The following is an 18,401-nucleotide window of genomic DNA, read 5'->3' as shown; positions in this document are numbered from 1 at the left end:
AGTGGCGTCGTCCCAGGGAGTTTGCCGCTCCCTGAGCAAAGTCCGACAGCACCGGACACCGACGCGAGAGAAGTATACCACCGGCCCCCGTGCGTCCGCACGTCTGGCCGTCTGGCGTCGTCCTGCCCGTTGCGGTCGGTCTCCATCCAATTTCAGGAGACCGTATCCATGACCAACCCCACCGCTCGCGAATCCCTGTCTCGGCGTATCGCCGAGGCCGTCCTTCATCCGCTCGACCACCCAACCGACATCGCATCGGAATCCCTCGCGATCGTGACCGGGCTGGCCGATCTGCTGGCCTGCCATGCCGACCAAGGCGCGTTCCATGGCCACTCGATCGACCCGGCGCAAATCCGAAGCGCGGCCGCCGCGATCCACCGAGAATGCCGCTTGCTCGGCGCCCTGGTCGAGCATATCGCCGAGGAGGCCCGGACGTTGCGCCGCCTGACCGAGGCCGGCATGGAGGTGCAGTCATGAGCACCTTCAACGACGAGGCGTTCCGCTGGTCCTATGCGCTCAGCAAGCAGCTATCGAGCGCCTATGAGATCACATCCAACTATGGCGGGATCGAGCTGGACGACGAGCTACGCGCCGCCGTTGAGGGAGCCGTCCGGCCGATCCTGGAGCGTCGCTTGCACCAAGCCGAGCATGGCGGGTGCCCGGACCCAGCGACCACAGACCAAGCCCCCAGCGTCTGCGAGCTGCTCGCCGATCTCGACTGGTATCCGCCCCCGGCCCAGCTCCGTGCGCTTCGCCGCTTGGCTGAGGCGCGTTTCGACGGGAATCTCAAGCTGGCGCTGGCCTTCCACTTCGAGGCCGCGCTTGAGGAACTGGAGGGCGAGCTATGAGCGCCCCCACGATCAATCCGGCCCTGATGGCCGAATACCTCGCCGCCAAGTCGGCACGGGACGCCGCACAGGAACGGCTCGACCGCGCGGTTTCGGCCGTGATTGACGCCACACTCAAGGCCCTGTGGATTCGCGTCGAGTCCATGGACGAAACGCACGCGCACCTGTTCCCCCGTGCGGTCGAGGTGTGCCTGTGCGACCCGCCCAACTGGGATGCGCACGTAGCTACCGTCTTCGAGGACGGACGCCTTGAGACCGACCGGAAGGCCGCGATTTTGCAAGGAGGGCGCGAGCAATGAGCCACAACCCCCAGGGATCGGGGGGTACGCCCCCCACCACCACCCCGCGCCAGCGACGCGGAATCCGTCTCAAGCCGGCCGACCCGGCGCCAGCGTTCGACATCGCCAGCGCGATCGAGGAAGGCGACGCGATCACCGCGCGTGCTGCCGAACTGGAGGCCGATTCGGATCTTCAGGCCGATCTCGAACGGCTGGCCGAATATGAGCGCCAGCAAGAGCCGGTCGAACTGGCGTGCCTCAGCGAGCCGGCGCCCGCTGGACATGCCGTGAGTCACGACCAGTCCAGGCCGCCGCGTATCGACATCAAGGACACCGCCGTGCGCGCCCTGGCCGCGTCCGAGGCGGTCTGTCGGCACTGGCTGCCCGAGGGCAAGCGCCAAGGGCACGAATGGGTGTCGGTCAACCCGACCCGTGCCGACAAGACGCCCGGCTCATTCTCCGTCAACCTGGACACCGGCCAATGGGCCGACTTCGCCACCGACGACAGGGGCGGGGATCTGGTCGCCCTGGTGGCCTATCTGGACGGCACCCACCAAGGCGACGCGGCCCGCGTCCTGGCCGAATGGCTCGGAGCGGTGCCCGTGGTCGAGACCGCACCCAAGCCCGCCAAGAAGGCACCCAAGGCCATGCAGACCCGCCCGACCACTCACCCCAAGCTCGGTCAGCCATCGGCCCAATGGGACTACCTGGACGCCGAGGGGCGCGTCCTGTGCGCTGTGCTGCGCTTCGAGACCGAGACCGGCAAGGAGTTTCGGCCCCTCACCCAGACGCCGGACGGCTGGCGCTGGCAGGCGCCCGCCGAGCCGCGCCCGCTCTATGGGCTGGATCGGCTCGCCAAGCGCCGCCCCGAGGCCCCCGTCATCCTGTGCGAAGGCGAGAAGGCCGCCGATGCCGCCGCCCGGCTGCTGTGCGAGTTCGTCCATGTCGCCGCGATGAATGGCGCCAAGAGTCCGGCGCGCTCGGACTGGTCGCCACTCAAGGGGCGCGTGGTGCGGATCTGGCCGGACAACGACGCCCCTGGTGCGCAGTTTGCCCAGACCGCCGCCCGGCTGGCCTATGAGGCCGGCGCGCAGTCGGTCGAGATCCTGGACCTGTCGAGCCTCGCCGACACCCTGCCGCCCGGCTGGGATGCAGCGGACGCGCTCGCCGAGGGTTGGACGCCACAGCGGTTCCTCGAATGCGAACCGAGGTGGCGCTTCGTCGAGCGCCCCGAACCCGACACCGCGCCCGCCAACCCCAAGCCGCCGCTGCCGTGGGCGGGTAAGGCCGTGCCCAAGGGCTGGAAGCTGACACGCAAGCTGGTGTTCGAGGTCAAGGAGAAGGGCGGGGACAACCCGGATGAGCTGATCCCGACCTGTGGCCCGCTGTGGGTGATCGGTCGCACCACGGGCGCCCATGGTCAGTGGGGAATGGTGATCGGCTTTCTCGACCACGATGGACGCGAGCAGCGCTTGGCCATGCCGGCGGCCCGCCTGCACGCCGACCCGAGCGCGTTGGTTGGGGATCTGTCTGACTTGGGCTTGGCCACCTTTCCCGGCCGTGAGAAGAAGGCCCTGGCCTACATCGCCGCATGGGAATCGTCCGCGCGCATCCTGAGCGCCAAGCGGCTCGGCTGGCTCGAAGACCCGACCGGCGCCCTGGCCTTCGTGATGCCCGATCGGGTGATCGGTCGCGACGGCAATCGCGAGCTGGTCTACCAACCCGATCGCTACTCACCCACGGTCAAGACCGTGCACTCGGCTGGAACCCTGGAGCACTGGCGCGCGCATGTGGCCCGACCGGCCGGCGCCCATCCGCCGATGCTGTTTGCCCTGTGTGCCGGTCTGGCGCCCGCGCTCCTGGCGTTCGCCGAGGGGGCGGACTCCTACGTCCTGCACTTCTGGGGCACCACATCCAAGGGCAAGACCACGCTGGCACAGTTGGCCGCGTCGCCGTGGGGCTGCGCGGCCGATCCGGCCGACGCCCCATCGCTGGCCTTCATCCGTCGCTGGAACCTGACCGGCAACGGGCTTGAAGGTCTCGCCGAGGCGCATTCAGACCTGCCCCTCGTCCTGGACGAGTTGGGAGCCGCCACCGTGGGCGACATCCGGCCCTTGATCTACCAGCTTGCGGGAGGCCAAGGAAAGACCGCGATGAACAGCGCCCGTGAGATGCGCGAGCCGCGCACTTGGCGAACGATCGCGATCTCTACCGGCGAGATGTCGCTTCATGCCCGCATGGCCAACCCGGATGACGACGGCAAGCGTCCGCGTGCCATCAAGGGCGGGTTGACCCATCGCGCCTTGGACGTGGAGGTCTCCGACATCGCCGCCGCCGCCCCGATCGAGCAGCGAGAGACGCTGGTCTCGGGGATCAAGGCCACCTGTGCGCGTCACTACGGTACGGCCGGCCCTGAGTTCGTCCAACGGCTGGCGCTGCGCTTCGCCACGATGGCCGAGGCCCGCGCCCATGTTCGCGCCCGCGTCGAATCGATCTTGATGGAGCTGGCCCCGGCCGGACTGCCGACCGAGACCCGCCGCGCCCTGCGTCGCTTCGCCCTGATCGCCGTGGCCGGCGAGCTGGCCAGTGATCTCGACATCCTGCCCGTGAGTCCGGGCGAGGTCCGCCACGCCGCGCGCTCGCTGGCGCTGGCGTGGCTGGGCACCGCCGCTGAAACCGACGAGCAACGCATCATCGCCAGCGTGCGCGCCTTCATCCTGGCCCATGAGAGCCGCTTTCAGCGCATCGGCGAACCGGACGACGACGAGCCAATCATCCCCTACGACCGCCAATCGCGTGTGCGTCGCTCGGATGATCCGGTTCGCGATCGCGTGGGGTTCGTCGATCGGGTTGGCGGACTCTGGTATCTCACCGATGCCGGATTGAGCGAAGCCGCACCCGGACATGATCGCACCGCGATTGCGCGCGTGTTGAAGCACGCGGGTTATCTGCACACCAACGAACCCGGAAAGCTCAAAGCGCGTGCGTCTGTCGAGGGTTTGCGCCCCTGGCTGTACGCCGTCAAGGCCGACATTCTGTCCGCTGACGATTCAGATCTACATAAAGGCGTGGGACAGGCGGGACAGGCGGGACACCACCAGCAACCGCGCGGGCTGGAGCCTGTCCCGGTCACTGAAACGGCACCGGGACAACCGGGACAGCTCACCGGGACAGACAGTCCAATCGGGTCGGTCCAGACAGGGGGTGTCCCGGTTGGGGGTGTCCCGCCTGTCCCGGTCGGGACAAGGGCACCGGGACAGGCTCAAACCCAGCAACCACGCGGGCTTGTCCCGGCTGTCCCGCCTGTCCCACCAAAAAACGGCGTTACCGGAAAAAATCCGCCCGGCGAAGCTGGCGCCAGCGATGACGATGGAGGGGCCATCCGTGTTTGATGCCCGTGCCTTCATCCTCACCATGCAAGCAGAGCGTGTGCGTGTCCAGATCGACGGAAACGACCTGATGCTCTCCGGCAACCGATCGGCCATCGCCGCGCACCTGCCCGAGATCCGCGCCCACAAGGCTGAACTGATCGCCTGCCTGACCCAGGCCACCAACGACGAGCCGACGCCCCCGCCGCTGGCCACGGCTTTGCGTGCCGAGGTCGAGGCCTGGATGGACGCGGCCGGCGAGACCGACCCGGAGACCCGGCGCGAGATCCTAACCAGCTACGGGTTTGACCCTGGCTTCCGGTATCCCGACAGCGGACGCCGCGCCTGTCGCCAGTGCGCGAACCTCGAAGCCGATGGCGGCTGCCGCGCCGCACGTCGAGGGCAGATCCCGCTGACATCGAAGTTCTACACCCACCCGGACGGTATCGATGCGCTTCACCGCTGCATCGGCTACCGGCCCGGCCTGGACGATCACGACCCCATGACCCTACGGAGAACCGCCTCATGACTGAAATTTGCATCGAGGTCGACGACCGCGCCCTGCGCGCCACCCTGGAGAGCCTGCTAACGCGCGTGAACGATATGCAGCCGGTGATGGAAGACATCGCACGCGCCCTACGCAACCACACCGAAGACGCCTTTCAGGATGAGCGCTCGCCCTTCGGTGCTCCATGGGCGGATCTGTCGAATGTGACCAAGGCGATTCGCGCCAAGAGTGGGCATTGGCCTGGTCCCATCCTGCAAGTCACTGGTAGCAGCGGACTGGCTGGCAGTATCAGCAGCGCTGCCGGTGCCGATTGGGCATCGCTCGGCGTGGGTAAGGAGTATGCCGCCACCCATCAATTCGGTCGGGCCGACAATCGCTTTTATGGCGGCCCGCTGGCACCGATCCCCGCGCGCCCCTTCTTGCCAATCGACGCGGCGGGCAATCTGCCCGATACGCTTCGCAACGAGATCCTGGCCATCCTGACCGACGCGCTTGGATCGTGATGGACGAGGCCTCTGCCCTGGTCGCGAGCGGTTCGACTGGATCACGCGCGCTATCGCCGCCGAAGATCGACGGCTGAAGGCGCGCGAAATCTGAACGCCCCACCACAACCGGAGCCACATCGAGATGACCACCCCCAGCCACTCAACCACCCCTAACCCGAAGACGGATCCACCCGCCATGACCACCAACCCCGCCCCCATGCTGACCCAACACGCGCGCCTGAGCGCCGAAATCGACGCCATCGACCGCGAACTCTCGGCACTCTCGGCCGACCGCGGTCAGGCCGAGAGCGAGCGCCGCGACGCCATCGACCGCCTGGAACAGGCCCGCGCCAAGGCCGAGCAGCCGTTACTGCGCGACATCCGCGACAACGAGGAACGCCGCCGCCAAGCCGACCGCGCCCCGGACGTGATCGAGGCCGCCGCCGAGGTCACGGCCATCGAGCAGCGCATTGACGCGACCAACCGGCGCGATGCCGCCGCCATGCAGCGCCGCCGCGCCCTGGTCGCCGAGCGCGCCGCGCTGCCCGTCTCGCTGGATGAGATCCGCGACCTACAGGGACGCCTGGAACAGGCCCGCACGAGCGTGGATGAGCTACAGACCCGACTGGAGGAGGCCCGGAACCGCCCGCCCCCGGAGCGCCCGGACCTGGAGGCCTTCGAGCGTCGCTATGCCCGCGTGCTCGCCGATGCCGACATGGGAGCCGCCACGGTCGGAGACCTGGCCGCGATCGACAAGGAACGCCTCGCCGTCGAGCGCGCCGAGGCCAAGGCCCTCAAGGAGATCCAGCGCACCGAGCGCCTGGTTCGCGGACTGTCCGAGCGGCTGTCCGAGGCCCGCTCGCGTCTGGTGGAGCTGGAACGCGATCATCGAACCCTGGTGGCCGGCTACGCCCGGAGCGAGTTCGAGCAGGCCGCACGCGCCTATCACGACCTGGCCGCACGCACCTTTGGCGCGCATGGACGCCTGGTGGCCATGGCCGCGCTCGTAAAACTCCACGATCCCGAGCTGGCGCGCGAGCTGAGCAACCAGTACGGCGGACTGCTGCGCTTTGAGCTGAACATCAAGGCCGCCAACGCGGTCGACCTGATCGACGATCAGGCCCACCGTACCGGCGCCCTCGAAATCGTGGTGGAGGAACTCCAGGACGCGGGCATCCAGGTTCGCGCTGCCTGATCGTCCCTGGCCGATGATGGGGAGGTGCAACGTCCCATCATCGGCCCCACCCGAGACCCCGTATGACCATGATCCCTGTTCCCCAACACGTCCTGATCGATCGCGTCATCCGCGCCCTGGAGCGCCAAGGCGCCCAACTGCGCAAGCGCTGCCCCAACACGCGCGACCTGAGCGACCCTGGCGCGTTCGCCATCCGGCGTCCTGTCCGATCCAGCCGGCCAAACGCCCGCCGATTTGAGACCTACCCCGGCACCCTCGAAGAGCTGGCGCGCGAGCTTGGCGTTCTGGACGCGCGCGAGCGCCTGGTTCCCTAACCCCTGGCCACGCGCCAGCCGTCCGGCACCACGCATTCGACCGCCCGCGCGCTGATCAGTCGAACCGCTGTGGCGTAGTCGCTCCCGCTCGCCTCCTGAAACGCCAGCGCCCGCCGATGCAGCGCCAGCCCAGCCGGATCGACCCGCACCCCATCCGGCGCCACGAACCCCGCCGCCGATGCCGCGCCCAACGTCCCGGCGAACTCCAGTGCCGAGGTCACGGCCAGACCCGCACAGCACGCCCCGCGCTCGCCGAACACCGGATCACGAAGCCCCTTCACGGCGGGAGGCATCGCCCCCAGGAACCCGACATGACGCAGATAGTAGGCCCCTGGCGCTGGATTCTCGGGCGCTCCCGGCCCCCAGAAGCTCGCCGAGATCTTCTTGTAGCGCCCATCCCGCACCCAAGCCCGGAGTTCGTCCGACACGGACACGGGTTCGGCCATCAAGACCCCCTCCCGGACATTCAGCCGCGCCACGAATCCATGCACTGGCGCCGCCCCTTCGGGATGCCCCAGCACCAACGGGGCCGGGTGACGATCCGCCCGGTACGCCCCCGCCATCGCCGCTAGATCCCCATCGCTGAAACACAGCGCCGCCCCGCTCATGGCGACATGACAGCCGCGCCGAAAGATCTCGATCATGGGTCACTCTCCCCGCTGATGAATGCAAAGCCTTGTCCCGACTGCTAGATTGAGCGCTGTCCGACAAGCCAACGCAAGGGGGATCTTGATGAGTGTCGCGTCTTGTTCGCTTGAGAACGTTAATCCGCCCGACCGTCCGTTACAGATCATGGGGACAGTGTTAATCGACGGAACGCCCCTCTCCGCGCGCGCCGTCTCCGAACACCTGCCGCCGCTCCTGGTCGAGATCGCCGCCCTGATCGGACTCAATAACATGCTGGCGCTGGCCGACACCTTCGGCGGAATCCGGTTCTACGTCCCCGGCGAGCCGTCCCCTGATGGCGATCTGGTCGCCTGCATCGGACTCGACAACGCGCGTGCGCTGGTTCGCCACCTTGGGCCTGGACACATCACCCTGCCGAAAGCCGATCCGCTGTACCGCTTCGCCCGCGATGTCAGCATCCGGAGAGCGCACGCCGCGCATGTGTCCTGTCGCGATCTGGCCCGCCGCCATCGCCTGAGCGAGCGCCGCGTGTGGGAGATCCTGGCCGCCGAGCACGCGCCGTCGCGAGCCGACGCCCCGGCCCTGGCCTAGGGGGGTGTGCACGATTCAGGGCGCCACCCGTCCGGCTCATCCGTCCGCACGCCGCGCCCCGCTTGGGTTTTCATCCGGTTTGGCACCGCGCGCCCTGGTGTGTCGGTTCGGCGTTTCCCGGCGAGAACGGGCGGCCCATGGCCCGGAGTGCACCCGGTTTGACACTGGAATGGGCGGGGAATGGGGTTGAATGCCACCGCGCCCGGCCCTGGTCGCCAAGGTCGATAGCTGGCTTGGCCCGGAAACCGTCTCAGGATTCGCGTATTACGTAATGCGCCCGCTGATGAGCCGTTACCGCATAACGTCACAGTGTCGCTATTTGGCGTTGCAGCAACGGCAATTCCCGTAACGTCACGGTATCTGATACGGGTCGATCCTGGTTCCAGGCCCTGGCACCACGAAGGGTGCGGAACGGCTAGAATCCAATGGCGAAGAGCGACGCCAGAAATTTTCTGCGCGCTGGCGCGGGGACCGCGAACGCGGTCGCCGGATGGAGGGACGGCAGGCCTCCCGCTCTTCGCTCTCTCCACATCTTCCCAGCGCCGCCGAAACTCACGGCCATGGTCGCCGAGGTCGCGCGGGACTGGGATTCGTGAGGATCACGGAAACGCCCGGAGGTCTGATCGCCCCATCGTCGAGATTCGGGGGCGCGCTCTTGTGAGACGGTATAAGATTTACCGAGACAAGGGGGGTATCAAGGTGTTTTGTGGGGCAACTTTCGGGGCAACTTCATGAGGTCGGTTCTTGGAAGTCTATTCAAAACAACCGCATGGGCGATCAGTTCGATTGCGGGCTCACCTCCAAATACCCGTCTCAAGCAGTTTGCAAGGCAAACCAAGGCCCGCCTAAGTGCGGGTTTTTTCTTGTCTGTTCGTTTCGTAGCGTTTCACAAGATCCATTGACATCGCGAAAAAAGTAGGGGCAAGATCCGGGCGCCATCCGACCGCCAAAGGATTTGCTCCACTGAGTTCGTGCAGCGTCTCTCCGGCACTCGACGCCCAACGTTGCGGCGACCCAGGGTTTTCATGGTTTGAGCCGCGCACCCTCGACGAACCCTATTTGTCCTTGCTCCCGACTCATGCACGCGACTCACACACCCCGGTTCGTCGGCTTGGCGCGATCGCTGCTCAGGGTCGCGTTGACGATACTGGTGCTGCTCCCCGTCGTCTCCTGGGCCGACGGGCGCGTTCTGCGCATCATCGGCGATGAGAACTATCCGCCCTATCTCTTCCTTGATGCCGAGGGCCGCGCGGACGGTTTCATCGTCGACCTGTGGCGACTCTGGGAGCACAAGACCGGCATTCGGATCGAGCTGAAGGCGACGCAATGGGAAGAGGCACAGCGCCTCCTGCTTGCCGGCGAGGCCGATGTCATCGAGAACATCTTCCAGACTCCGGGCCGCGAGCCGTTCTACGAGTTCTCCGAACCCTATGCCGATCTGCCCGTCGCCATCTATCGCGACGTCTCGATCGGTGGGCTGAGCAACCTGGAGACACTGCGCGGCTTCCAGGTCGGCGTGATGCAGGGCGATGCCTGTGTCGAGTACCTTCAGCGCCACGGCATCGACTCACTCGTCTATTACCCCAACTACACCCAGTTGATCCAGGGTGCCAAGGCCCAGGACATCAAGGTCTTCTGTCTCGACGAGCATCCAGCCAACTTTTATCTTTATCAACAGCAGGCACACCACCAGTTCGTCAAGGCGTTCGAACTCTATCGCGGCCAATTCCGCCGCGCGGTGCGCAAGGGCGATCTGGAGACACTGCGTCTGGTCGAGCAGGGCATGGCGTCCATCTCCGCCGCCGAGCTGGAGGAGTTGCGCCGCAAGTGGCTGACCAAGCCGACCGACTATGGCCACTACGCCAAATATGCGCTCGGGGTGGTTGCCGTGCTGGCCCTGGCGCTGGCCGTGCTCGGGGTCTGGGTGCTGGGGCTACGCCGGGCCGTGGTCAAGCGTACCGCCGAGTATGCGCGTGCCGCAGCCGAGCTCGAGCGCTACCGGCGCGAACTCGAATCGCTGGTCGAACAGCGCACGGCCGAGCTGCTGGCGGCCAAGGAACAGGCCGAGGAGGCCACGCGCGCCAAGTCGAACTTCCTGGCCAACATGAGCCACGAGATCCGCACGCCGATGAACGCCATCATCGGTATGTCGCATCTGGCGTTGCAGACCGAACTCGACAGCCGTCAGCGCAACTACATCGAAAAGGTCCATCGCTCGGCCGAAGCACTGCTCGGGATCATCAACGACATCCTGGACTTCTCCAAGATCGAGGCCGGCAAGCTCGACATCGAGCACATCGATTTTTGGCTCGAAGACGTGATGGACAATCTCGCGAACCTGGTCGGACTCAAGGCCGAGGAAAAGGGCGTGGAACTGCTGTTCGATCTGCGTCCGGATGTGCCCACGGCGCTCGTCGGCGATCCGCTGCGGCTGGGACAGATCCTGATCAACCTGGGCAACAACGCGGCCAAGTTCACCGATCCGGGTGGGGAGATCCTGATCACGGTGCGCATGGTGGATGGCGACGCCGATTGGGTGCGGCTGGGATTCGAGGTGCGCGACACCGGGATCGGGATGACGCCCGAGCAGCAGGCGCGCCTGTTCGAGTCCTTCAGCCAGGCCGATATGTCGACGACGCGCAAATACGGCGGCACCGGCTTGGGGCTGGCGATCTCCAAATGCCTGACCGGACTGATGAACGGCGAGATCGGCGTCGAGAGCCGGCTCGGGGTCGGCAGTACCTTCCGCTTCACCGTGAGGCTCGGACGTCAGCGCGGCGTGCCGACTCAGCCGGCCGTTCAGGCGCGCGAACTCTTGCCGCTGCGGGTGCTGGTGGTCGACGACAACAGCACCGCGCGCGAGATCCTGGAGTATATGCTGCGGGCCTTCGGTTTCACGGTCGAGTCGGCGGCCGACGGCGCCGAGGCGATCGCACGCTTGCAGGCGGCGGATGCGAGCGCCCACTTCGATCTAGTGCTGATGGACTGGAAGATGCCGGGGATGGATGGCCTCGAGACCATCCGCCGTCTGCGCGCCCAGACCGGGATCTCGCATGTTCCGACGCTGATCATGGTCACGGCTTATGGACGCGAGATCGCCCATCAGGCGGCCGCCGAGCTGGGCGTGGCCGGTTTCCTGACCAAGCCGGTGACGCCCTCGACCCTGCTCGACACCATCATGCAGGCCATCGGGCGCGAGGTGTCGAATCTCACGCGCGCCGCCGGCCGTCAGGAGGAGTCCTCCGAGGCCATCGCCAGTCTGCGCGGCGCCCATGTGCTGCTGGTCGAGGACAACGAGCTCAACCAGGAGCTGGCGCTGGAACTGCTGACCAGTAATGGGGTGAGCGTCGAGATCGCGGCCAATGGTCGGGAGGCGCTGGAACGGCTCGCCGGTGAGTCGCGCTTCGACGGCGTGCTCATGGATTGTCAGATGCCGGTGATGGACGGCTACACGGCGACGCGCGCCATTCGCGCGCGTCCGGAGCTGGCCGGGCTGCCGGTGATCGCCATGACCGCCAACGTCATGAGCGGCGATCGCGAGAAGGCGCTCGCCGCCGGGATGAACGACCACATCGGCAAGCCGATCAATGTGCGCGAGATGTTCACTACCATGGCCAAATGGATCCGGCCCGCGCAGCCGAATGCCGCGCCGGTGGCGGTCGAGGCCGGTTCGACGGTGGATGTCGACAGTGAGGCCGGCGCACTGCCCGAGCTGCCGGGGATCGACGTCCAGGCTGGGTTGGCAATCAGTCAGAACGACCAACGGCTCTATCGCAAGCTGTTGCGCCGCTTCCGTGACAGTGAGGGCGACTTCGGCAAGCGCTTCGCGACAGCGCGGCGTAATTTCGATCCCGAGGCGGCCACGCGCTATGCCCATACGCTCAAGGGTGTGGCCGGCAACATCGGCGCGTATGACGTCCAGGCGGCGGCTCAGGCGCTGGAGTCGGCCTGCCAGGCCGGTGAGTCGGATGCGCGTCTCGATGCACTCCTGGCCGTGACCCTGGACCGGCTGGAGCCGGTGCTCGCCGGACTGAGCGCGCTCGAATCACCCGTGTCATCCGCATCCAGTGAGGCACTCTTCGAGCCTGTCGGTCCGATCGGCGCCGTGGTCGATCACAAAGCCCTGGAGCCGCTGCTGACGCGGATGCGGGCCTTGCTCGCGGAGGACGACACCGAGGCGGTCGAGCTGATCACGCCACTGGAGTCGCTCTTGCTCGGAACGGCCTTCGCTGAGGCCGTGAGGTGTGTCCGGGAAGCGATCGAGGGCTATGCCTTCGATGAAGCCTTGACGGCCTTGGATCGACTGCAAGCCGGACTGGAAGAACGGCTGACCGATTGACGCCTCATGTGCCAACATCGGGCATCAGAAAATAGCTCTGCTGGGGACAAACCTTGATGAAAGGGGACGACCGACCCGAACCAACCATCATCCGGACCGACATCATGGAGCGCCAGCGGACGCAGGAGGCCCTGGAGGCCCGTGAAGCCCAATACCGGCGGCTCATCCAGCAGCTCCATGCCGGTGTGGTCGTGCATGCGCCGGACACCCGGATTCTTCTGGCCAATGAGCAGGCGGCCCGGATGCTCGGTCAGTCGACGCCGCAGATGCTGAGCCGGCAGGCGAGCGATCCGGTGTGGTGTTTCTATCGCGAGGACGGCTCGCCCATGCCGGTCGACGAGTATCCGGTGAGCCGCGTGCTGGCCACGCATCAGGCCGCGCGCAATCTGGTGCTCGGCATCGAACATCCGGCTTCGCGACACATGGTTTGGGTTCTGGTCAATGCCTACCCGGAGTTCGACGCTCAGGGGAACCTGGAGCAGATCGTCGTCACCTTCATCGACATCACCGAGCGCAAGCTGCTGGAGGCCGAAGTGCAGGAGCATCAGCAGCACCTCGAGCGACTGGTGGAACGCAAGACCCGGGAGCTGATCCAGGCCAAGGAACAGGCCGAGGCGGCCAATCGGGCCAAATCGGCCTTTCTGGCCAACATGAGCCATGAGATCCGCACGCCCCTCAATGCCGTGCTGGGCATGACTCACCTGATGCGGCGCGATGCCATCGATGCAGACCAGTCCGACCGGCTCGACAAGATCGAGGTCGCCGGACGCCATCTGCTGGACATCATCAATGCCATCCTGGATCTCGCCAAGATCGAGTCCGGCAAGCTCGAGCTGGAGGAGACCGAGATCGACATCAGCGCCATCGTGCGTCAGCTCGTCGCGATGTTATCGGATCGGATCGAGGCCAAGCAGCTCGCGTTGCGCGTCAAGCTCCAGCACCTGCCGTCACACCTGATCGGCGACCCGGTGCGTATCCAGCAGGCGTTGCTGAACTATGCGACCAATGCCATCAAATTCACCGAAGCGGGGCACGTCACGCTGCGGGTGGTGCTGGAGGCGGAACGCGCCGACGATGTCGTGGTGCGCTTCGAGGTCGAGGACAGCGGCATCGGCATCGCCCCGGATCAGGTGTCACGGTTGTTCACCGAGTTCGAGCAGACCGATGCCTCGATCACCCGTCGCTATGGCGGCACCGGGTTGGGGCTGGCGCTCACCAAGCGGCTGGCCGAGCTGATGGGCGGTGAGGCCGGGGTCGAGAGCACCCCTGGCGTCGGCAGCCGTTTCTGGTTCAGCGTGCGCTTGCGGCGTGGGCCGCCGTCATCTTCGGACGCGGAGCCGGTGTCCTGGAGCGGCGTGCCGGACGTCCCGGCCCGGGAGCTGGCGGGGCGTCGTCTGTTGCTCGTCGAGGACGAACCTGTTAATCGTGAGGTCGTGCTCGGACTCATCGGCGAATGGGGTCTGTTCGTCGATACCGCCGAGGACGGTGCGCAGGCGTTGGAACGGGCGCAGCAGCAGTCCTACGACCTGATCCTGATGGACATGCAGATGCCGGTCATGGACGGCCTGGAGGCGACCCGGCGTCTGCGTCGACAGCCGGCGACGGCTCGGGTGCCGATCGTGGCGATGACGGCCAATGCCTTCGCCGAGGACCGGCAGCGTTGTCTGGAGGCGGGGATGAACGACTTCCTGGTCAAGCCCGTGGATCCCGACACGCTGTACCAGACGCTCAGACACTGGTTGGTTGCCTGAGTCGATCGATCCGGCCTAGGTGGTGGTCGAGCCGAATCGCCCCCATCTGGACCATCCCTAGCCAAACAGCCACAGATGGTCCAAACCCATGGAACGACACGTCCTCCCGACCGAACTCAATCTGCATCAGCAATCGCGCGTGCTGGAAATCGTCTTCGACGACGGCGCGCGCTTCCGGCTGCCGTGCGAGTATCTGCGCGTCTACTCACCTTCTGCCGAAGTCCGCGGCCATTCGCCGGCGACGGCCAAGCTCCAGGTCGGCAAGGAAGCGGTCAACATCCGCGATCTGGAACCGATCGGTCGCTATGCGGTCAAGATCCACTTCGACGACGGGCACAATTCGGGGCTGTACGACTGGGCCTATCTCTACAAGCTCGGTCGCGCCTGGCAGCCGTTCTGGTTCGACTATCTGCGCCAGCTCAAGGACGCGGGGCACGAGCGCCGGGGTCCGGACCCATTCGACGAACTCAAGGCGCGCGGCGAGGCGCCGTCCGAGTTACCCGTCGCCGCCACGCCGCACGAGCCAAGCTGATCCGAACCACGGAGGAACCGGCATGACTCACCGTCTGGCGATGCTGCTACCGCTCCTGTGCTGGATGCCTTTGGCGCACAGTGAACTTGTTCCCGGCCCGATCGAGCCGACCGGCGATGTGCCTGAGGCTCGCGGCTGGCGTGCCGAAACGGTCGTGTCCGGCCTGGAGCATCCCTGGTCCATTGCCTGGCTGCCGGACGGTTCCGCGCTGATCACCGAGCGTCCGGGGCGGTTGCGGATACTCCGCGACGGCGTGCTCGATCCCAGGCCGGTCGGCGGCGTGCCGAGGGTGTTGGCGCTAGGGCAGGGCGGTCTGCTGGATGTACTGCCGCATCCGGATTTCGCCGTCAATCGGCTGATCTATCTGACCTATGTCACCGGCACTCAGGACGCCAACCGCACGACGCTGGCGCGCGCCCGTTTCGACGGCTCGCGGCTTGAGCATCTGGAGGTCGTCTTCCAAAACGCCGACGCCAAATCCGGCGGTCAGCATTTCGGCTCCCGACTGCTCTGGCTGCCCGACGGAAGCCTGCTGATGAGCATCGGTGATGGCGGCAATCCGCCGCTGTCCTTCGACGGCGACAACATCCGCGATCAGGCCCAGCGGCTCGGCACCCATTTCGGCAAGATCCTGCATCTGCGCGAGGATGGCCGTCCGGCTCCGGACAATCCCTTCGCACAGCAGCCAGGCGCCCGTCCCGAGATCTACACCTACGGCCACCGCAATATCCAGGGTCTGGCGCTCGACCCGGTCAGCGGACGGGTGTGGGCGAACGAGCACGGATCACGAGGCGGCGACGAGCTGAATCTCATCGAGGCCGGGCGCAATTACGGCTGGCCCGCCGTCACCTACAGCCTGGAGTATTGGGGGCCACGGGTCTCCGACGAGACCAGTCGTCCGGGTATCGCGGAGCCGACGGTGGTCTGGACGCCGTCGAAGGCCCCCAGCGGTCTGGCCTTCTATACCGGCGACCGCTATCCCCAATGGCGAGGCGATCTCTTCAGCGGTGCACTCAAATTCGGCCAGATTCGCCGCATCGATCTCGATGGGGTGAGGGTCGTCGGCGAGCAGAAGCTGACCATCGGCAGACGGGTGCGCGATGTGCGCCAGGGGCCGGACGGTTATCTCTATGTGCTGACCGATGAACCCAAGGGGGTGTTGTTGAGGATTCGGGCTGAGGATGGTTGAGCGGGCAGGGTAGGGCTTGGCGATGCGGCGCGAGCGCCGGCCCGAGCCGCGAAATCAGCGATAGCCGATTTGGTGACGAAGCGGGAACCTCGTCACCAGTTCCGATCCTGGAGAACCGTTACTTGCGACGTCCGGCCACACGCAACCGCAGTGCGTTCAGGCGGATGAAGCCGGTGGCATCCCCCTGATCATAGGCGCCGGCATCCTCCTCGAAGGTCGCGATCGAGGCATCGAACAGGCTGTTGCTCTCCGACTTGCGCCCGACGACCATGACGTTGCCCTTGTAGAGCTTGAGCCGCACCTCGCCATTGACGACCTTCTGCGTCTCGTCGATGGCCGCCTGCATCATCTTGCGCTCGGGCGTGAACCAGTAGCCGTTGTAGACCAGGCTGGCATAACGCGGCATCAGCTCGTCTTTCAGATGCGCCGCCTCGCGGTCGAGCGTCAGCGACTCGATGGCGCGATGGGCCTTGAGCAGGATGGTGCCGCCGGGGGTCTCGTAGCAACCGCGCGACTTCATACCGACATAGCGGTTCTCGACGATGTCGGAGCGGCCGATGCCGTTGGCCCCGCCGATACGGTTGAGTTCGGCCAGCAGTTCAGCCGGACTCAGACGCTTGCCGTCGATGGCCACCGGATCGCCCTGCTCGAAGCTGATCTCGATGGTGGTCGGCTGGTCGGGCGCCTGCTCGGGTGCGACCGACCAGCGCCACATGTCCGAACCCGGCTCGACCCAGGGGTCTTCCAGGTCATAGCCTTCATAAGAGATATGCAGCAGGTTGGCGTCCATCGAATAGGGCGACTTGGTGCCGTCGCGCTTCATCTCGACCGCGATGCCGCGACTCTCAGCGTAGGCCATGAGCTTTTCGCGCGAGAGCAGATCCCATTCGCGCCAGGGGGCGATGATCTTGATCTCGGGATTGAGCGCGTAAGCCGTCAGCTCGAAGCGCACCTGATCGTTGCCCTTGCCGGTCGCGCCATGCGCGATGGCATCGGCGCCGGTCTCGGCAGCGATCTCGATCAGACGCTTGGCGATCAGCGGGCGGGCGATCGAGGTGCCGAGCAGATATTCGCCCTCGTAGATCGTGTTGGCGCGAAACATCGGGAACACGAAGTCGCTGACGAACTCTTCGCGCAGATCGTCGATGTAGATCTCCTTCACGCCGGCCGCCTGGGCTTTGGTGCGCGCCGGCTCCAGCTCCTCGCCCTGGCCGATGTCGGCGGTGAAGGTCACGACCTCACAGCCGTATTGCTCTTGCAGCCATTTCAGGATGACCGAGGTATCCAGTCCGCCGGAATAGGCCAGGACCACTTTCTTGATTGCGCCTTGCGCCATCGTCTCGCTCCAGATCTAGGGTAAAACGGCCCGTGCGGGCAAAGCCGATAGTATAGATCGGGAGCGCTTCAGAATGGGCGACCGACTGAAGGGCGCGTCCGATTTAACCGCATCTTCACCAAGCCTCAACGGCCCGGTCATCAATCTTGGCGACCATAGCGCCCTGTCGTTTCACCGGAGGCGGATCAGGCGATGTCGGACGTCAAGCGCATGAATCCACTGAAATATCGCAGCATCTTCATCTCGGACGTGCATCTGGGCTTTCGCGGCTGTCAGGCGCGGTTTCTGCTCGATTTCCTGCAATCGACCCACTGCAAGCAGCTCTATCTGGTCGGGGACATCATCGACCTGTGGGCCATGAAGGGCGGCTTCCACTGGCCGGACGCGCACAATCAGGTGGTGCGCGCGGTGCTGGAGAAGGCGCGCACCGGCACCGAGGTCATCTATATCCCAGGCAACCACGATGCGCTCTTTCGCGATCATCTCGATACGCGCTTTGGCGACGTGCGGGTGTGCGACGAAGTGGTGCACACGACCGCCGACGGGCGGCGCTTCCTGGTGCTGCATGGCGACAAGTTCGACGGCGTCGTCCAGAACAGTCTGTGGCTGGCGCGGCTCGGCTCGCACGCCTATGACCAGCTGCTGGCGCTCAACGGTCTCATCAGTAGGGTGCGTCGGCTGTTCGGACTCAAATACTGGTCGCTGGCCGGCTATCTCAAGCAGCGGGTCAAGGATGCCGTCAGCTATATCGGCAACTACGAGCACGCCGTGGCCACTGAAGCCCGGCAGCGCGACCTGGACGGCATGATCTGCGGCCACATCCATCACGCCGAGATGCGCCGGATCACAGACGTGACCTATTGCAACTGCGGCGACTGGGTCGAGAGCTGTACCGCGCTGGTCGAGCATCACGACGGGCGGCTGGAGCTACTGCGCTGGACGGATGCCTATCCCGAATCGCTGGCCGCCGCGCCCGTTCCGGAACCGGCGATCGCTTTGGCGCGCGCCGGCTAGCCCCCGGCTCGGTCGCAGGCCGAACG

Annotated in this window: 16 protein-coding genes; 14 read left to right on the top strand and 2 right to left on the bottom strand. The window is 66.0% G+C overall.

The window, feature by feature from the left end; all coding sequences use genetic code 11:
- The first annotated feature begins 168 nt into the window (after positions 1-168).
- The 8 genes from HW932_RS19615 to HW932_RS19580 all read left to right on the top strand — a co-directional run bounded on the left by HW932_RS19615 (position 169) and on the right by HW932_RS19580 (position 6,996).
- Complete coding sequence (locus tag HW932_RS19615; protein ID WP_176978157.1) at positions 169-477, top strand: hypothetical protein; 309 nt, start codon at positions 169-171, stop codon at positions 475-477.
- Positions 474-848 (top strand): hypothetical protein, encoded by a 375-nt coding sequence (locus HW932_RS19610; RefSeq protein WP_176978156.1) that lies wholly within the window; start codon positions 474-476, stop codon positions 846-848. Before HW932_RS19615 ends, HW932_RS19610 begins: the two co-directional genes overlap by 4 nt.
- A complete protein-coding gene (locus HW932_RS19605; protein WP_176978155.1) occupies positions 845-1,147 on the top strand; it encodes a hypothetical protein in 303 nt (100 codons plus the stop codon). The genes HW932_RS19610 and HW932_RS19605 overlap by 4 nt, the downstream gene beginning before the upstream one ends.
- Positions 1,144-4,518, top strand: coding sequence for a DUF927 domain-containing protein (locus HW932_RS19600; RefSeq protein ID WP_176978154.1), 3,375 nt, complete (start codon positions 1,144-1,146; stop codon positions 4,516-4,518). Before HW932_RS19605 ends, HW932_RS19600 begins: the two co-directional genes overlap by 4 nt.
- Entirely contained in the window at positions 4,511-5,023 is a 513-nt protein-coding gene (locus HW932_RS19595; protein WP_176978153.1) for a hypothetical protein, read from the top strand. Before HW932_RS19600 ends, HW932_RS19595 begins: the two co-directional genes overlap by 8 nt.
- Complete coding sequence (locus tag HW932_RS19590; protein ID WP_176978152.1) at positions 5,020-5,505, top strand: phage virion morphogenesis protein; 486 nt, start codon at positions 5,020-5,022, stop codon at positions 5,503-5,505. The genes HW932_RS19595 and HW932_RS19590 overlap by 4 nt, the downstream gene beginning before the upstream one ends.
- Before the next feature lie 178 nt (positions 5,506-5,683).
- On the top strand, positions 5,684-6,682 hold the full coding sequence (locus HW932_RS19585) for a coiled-coil domain-containing protein (protein WP_176978151.1): 999 nt from the start codon (positions 5,684-5,686) through the stop codon (positions 6,680-6,682).
- Positions 6,683-6,744: 62 nt separating this feature from the next.
- Entirely contained in the window at positions 6,745-6,996 is a 252-nt protein-coding gene (locus HW932_RS19580) for a hypothetical protein (protein WP_176978150.1), read from the top strand.
- Here HW932_RS19580 and HW932_RS19575 read toward each other — a convergent pair.
- The gene (locus tag HW932_RS19575) at positions 6,993-7,640 is read right to left on the bottom strand and encodes a hypothetical protein (protein WP_176978149.1); all 648 of its coding nucleotides are present in this window, start codon (positions 7,638-7,640) and stop codon (positions 6,993-6,995) included. The two genes, HW932_RS19580 and HW932_RS19575, sit on opposite strands and share 4 nt — an antisense overlap.
- A 148-nt stretch (positions 7,641-7,788) precedes the next feature.
- Between HW932_RS19575 and HW932_RS19570 the strand changes: the two genes are divergently transcribed.
- From HW932_RS19570 to HW932_RS19540, 5 genes are all read left to right on the top strand, one after another.
- Positions 7,789-8,214, top strand: coding sequence for a Mor transcription activator family protein (locus HW932_RS19570; RefSeq protein WP_176978148.1), 426 nt, complete (start codon positions 7,789-7,791; stop codon positions 8,212-8,214).
- Positions 8,215-9,292: 1,078 nt separating this feature from the next.
- Entirely contained in the window at positions 9,293-12,553 is a 3,261-nt protein-coding gene (locus HW932_RS19560; protein WP_246296945.1) for a response regulator, read from the top strand.
- A gap of 56 nt (positions 12,554-12,609) precedes the next feature.
- Positions 12,610-14,304, top strand: a complete 1,695-nt coding sequence (locus HW932_RS19550) for a PAS domain-containing hybrid sensor histidine kinase/response regulator (RefSeq protein WP_246296944.1) — start codon at positions 12,610-12,612, stop codon at positions 14,302-14,304.
- Between the two features lie 88 nt (positions 14,305-14,392).
- Positions 14,393-14,836: a gamma-butyrobetaine hydroxylase family protein gene (locus HW932_RS19545; RefSeq protein ID WP_176978147.1), complete on the top strand. Its 444-nt coding sequence runs from the start codon at positions 14,393-14,395 to the stop codon at positions 14,834-14,836.
- A gap of 22 nt (positions 14,837-14,858) precedes the next feature.
- A complete protein-coding gene (locus tag HW932_RS19540) occupies positions 14,859-16,025 on the top strand; it encodes a PQQ-dependent sugar dehydrogenase (protein ID WP_176978146.1) in 1,167 nt (388 codons plus the stop codon).
- A 118-nt stretch (positions 16,026-16,143) separates the two neighbouring features.
- On the opposite strand, the gene HW932_RS19535 is transcribed toward HW932_RS19540, so the two are convergent.
- Positions 16,144-17,361: an argininosuccinate synthase gene (locus HW932_RS19535; protein WP_176978145.1), complete on the bottom strand. Its 1,218-nt coding sequence runs from the start codon at positions 17,359-17,361 to the stop codon at positions 16,144-16,146.
- A 192-nt stretch (positions 17,362-17,553) separates the two neighbouring features.
- Between HW932_RS19535 and HW932_RS19530 the strand changes: the two genes are divergently transcribed.
- The gene (locus tag HW932_RS19530) at positions 17,554-18,375 is read left to right on the top strand and encodes a UDP-2,3-diacylglucosamine diphosphatase (RefSeq protein WP_176978144.1); all 822 of its coding nucleotides are present in this window, start codon (positions 17,554-17,556) and stop codon (positions 18,373-18,375) included.
- The last annotated feature ends 26 nt before the right edge of the window (positions 18,376-18,401 follow it).

Origin of the sequence: Allochromatium humboldtianum (assembly GCF_013385175.1) — a bacterium.
Lineage (GTDB): Bacteria > Pseudomonadota > Gammaproteobacteria > Chromatiales > Chromatiaceae > Thermochromatium > Thermochromatium humboldtianum.
Note: the sequence above shows the minus strand (reverse complement) of the source record. Positions and strands in the feature narration are given on the sequence as shown.

What these genes read in the sequence shown, in the direction of transcription:
- HW932_RS19600 (WP_176978154.1), top strand. Translation starts at nt 1,144, where the DNA reads ATGAGCCACAACCCCCAGGGATCGGGGGGTACGCCCCCCACCACCACC.
- HW932_RS19575 (WP_176978149.1), bottom strand. Translation starts at nt 7,640, where the DNA reads ATGATCGAGATCTTTCGGCGCGGCTGTCATGTCGCCATGAGCGGGGCG.
- HW932_RS19545 (WP_176978147.1), top strand. Translation starts at nt 14,393, where the DNA reads ATGGAACGACACGTCCTCCCGACCGAACTCAATCTGCATCAGCAATCG.
- HW932_RS19530 (WP_176978144.1), top strand. Translation starts at nt 17,554, where the DNA reads ATGTCGGACGTCAAGCGCATGAATCCACTGAAATATCGCAGCATCTTC.
- HW932_RS19550 (WP_246296944.1), top strand. Translation starts at nt 12,610, where the DNA reads ATGAAAGGGGACGACCGACCCGAACCAACCATCATCCGGACCGACATC.
- HW932_RS19610 (WP_176978156.1), top strand. Translation starts at nt 474, where the DNA reads ATGAGCACCTTCAACGACGAGGCGTTCCGCTGGTCCTATGCGCTCAGC.
- HW932_RS19585 (WP_176978151.1), top strand. Translation starts at nt 5,684, where the DNA reads ATGACCACCAACCCCGCCCCCATGCTGACCCAACACGCGCGCCTGAGC.
- HW932_RS19615 (WP_176978157.1), top strand. Translation starts at nt 169, where the DNA reads ATGACCAACCCCACCGCTCGCGAATCCCTGTCTCGGCGTATCGCCGAG.
- HW932_RS19535 (WP_176978145.1), bottom strand. Translation starts at nt 17,361, where the DNA reads ATGGCGCAAGGCGCAATCAAGAAAGTGGTCCTGGCCTATTCCGGCGGA.
- HW932_RS19605 (WP_176978155.1), top strand. Translation starts at nt 845, where the DNA reads ATGAGCGCCCCCACGATCAATCCGGCCCTGATGGCCGAATACCTCGCC.
- HW932_RS19560 (WP_246296945.1), top strand. Translation starts at nt 9,293, where the DNA reads ATGCACGCGACTCACACACCCCGGTTCGTCGGCTTGGCGCGATCGCTG.
- HW932_RS19570 (WP_176978148.1), top strand. Translation starts at nt 7,789, where the DNA reads ATGGGGACAGTGTTAATCGACGGAACGCCCCTCTCCGCGCGCGCCGTC.
- HW932_RS19540 (WP_176978146.1), top strand. Translation starts at nt 14,859, where the DNA reads ATGACTCACCGTCTGGCGATGCTGCTACCGCTCCTGTGCTGGATGCCT.
- HW932_RS19580 (WP_176978150.1), top strand. Translation starts at nt 6,745, where the DNA reads ATGACCATGATCCCTGTTCCCCAACACGTCCTGATCGATCGCGTCATC.
- HW932_RS19590 (WP_176978152.1), top strand. Translation starts at nt 5,020, where the DNA reads ATGACTGAAATTTGCATCGAGGTCGACGACCGCGCCCTGCGCGCCACC.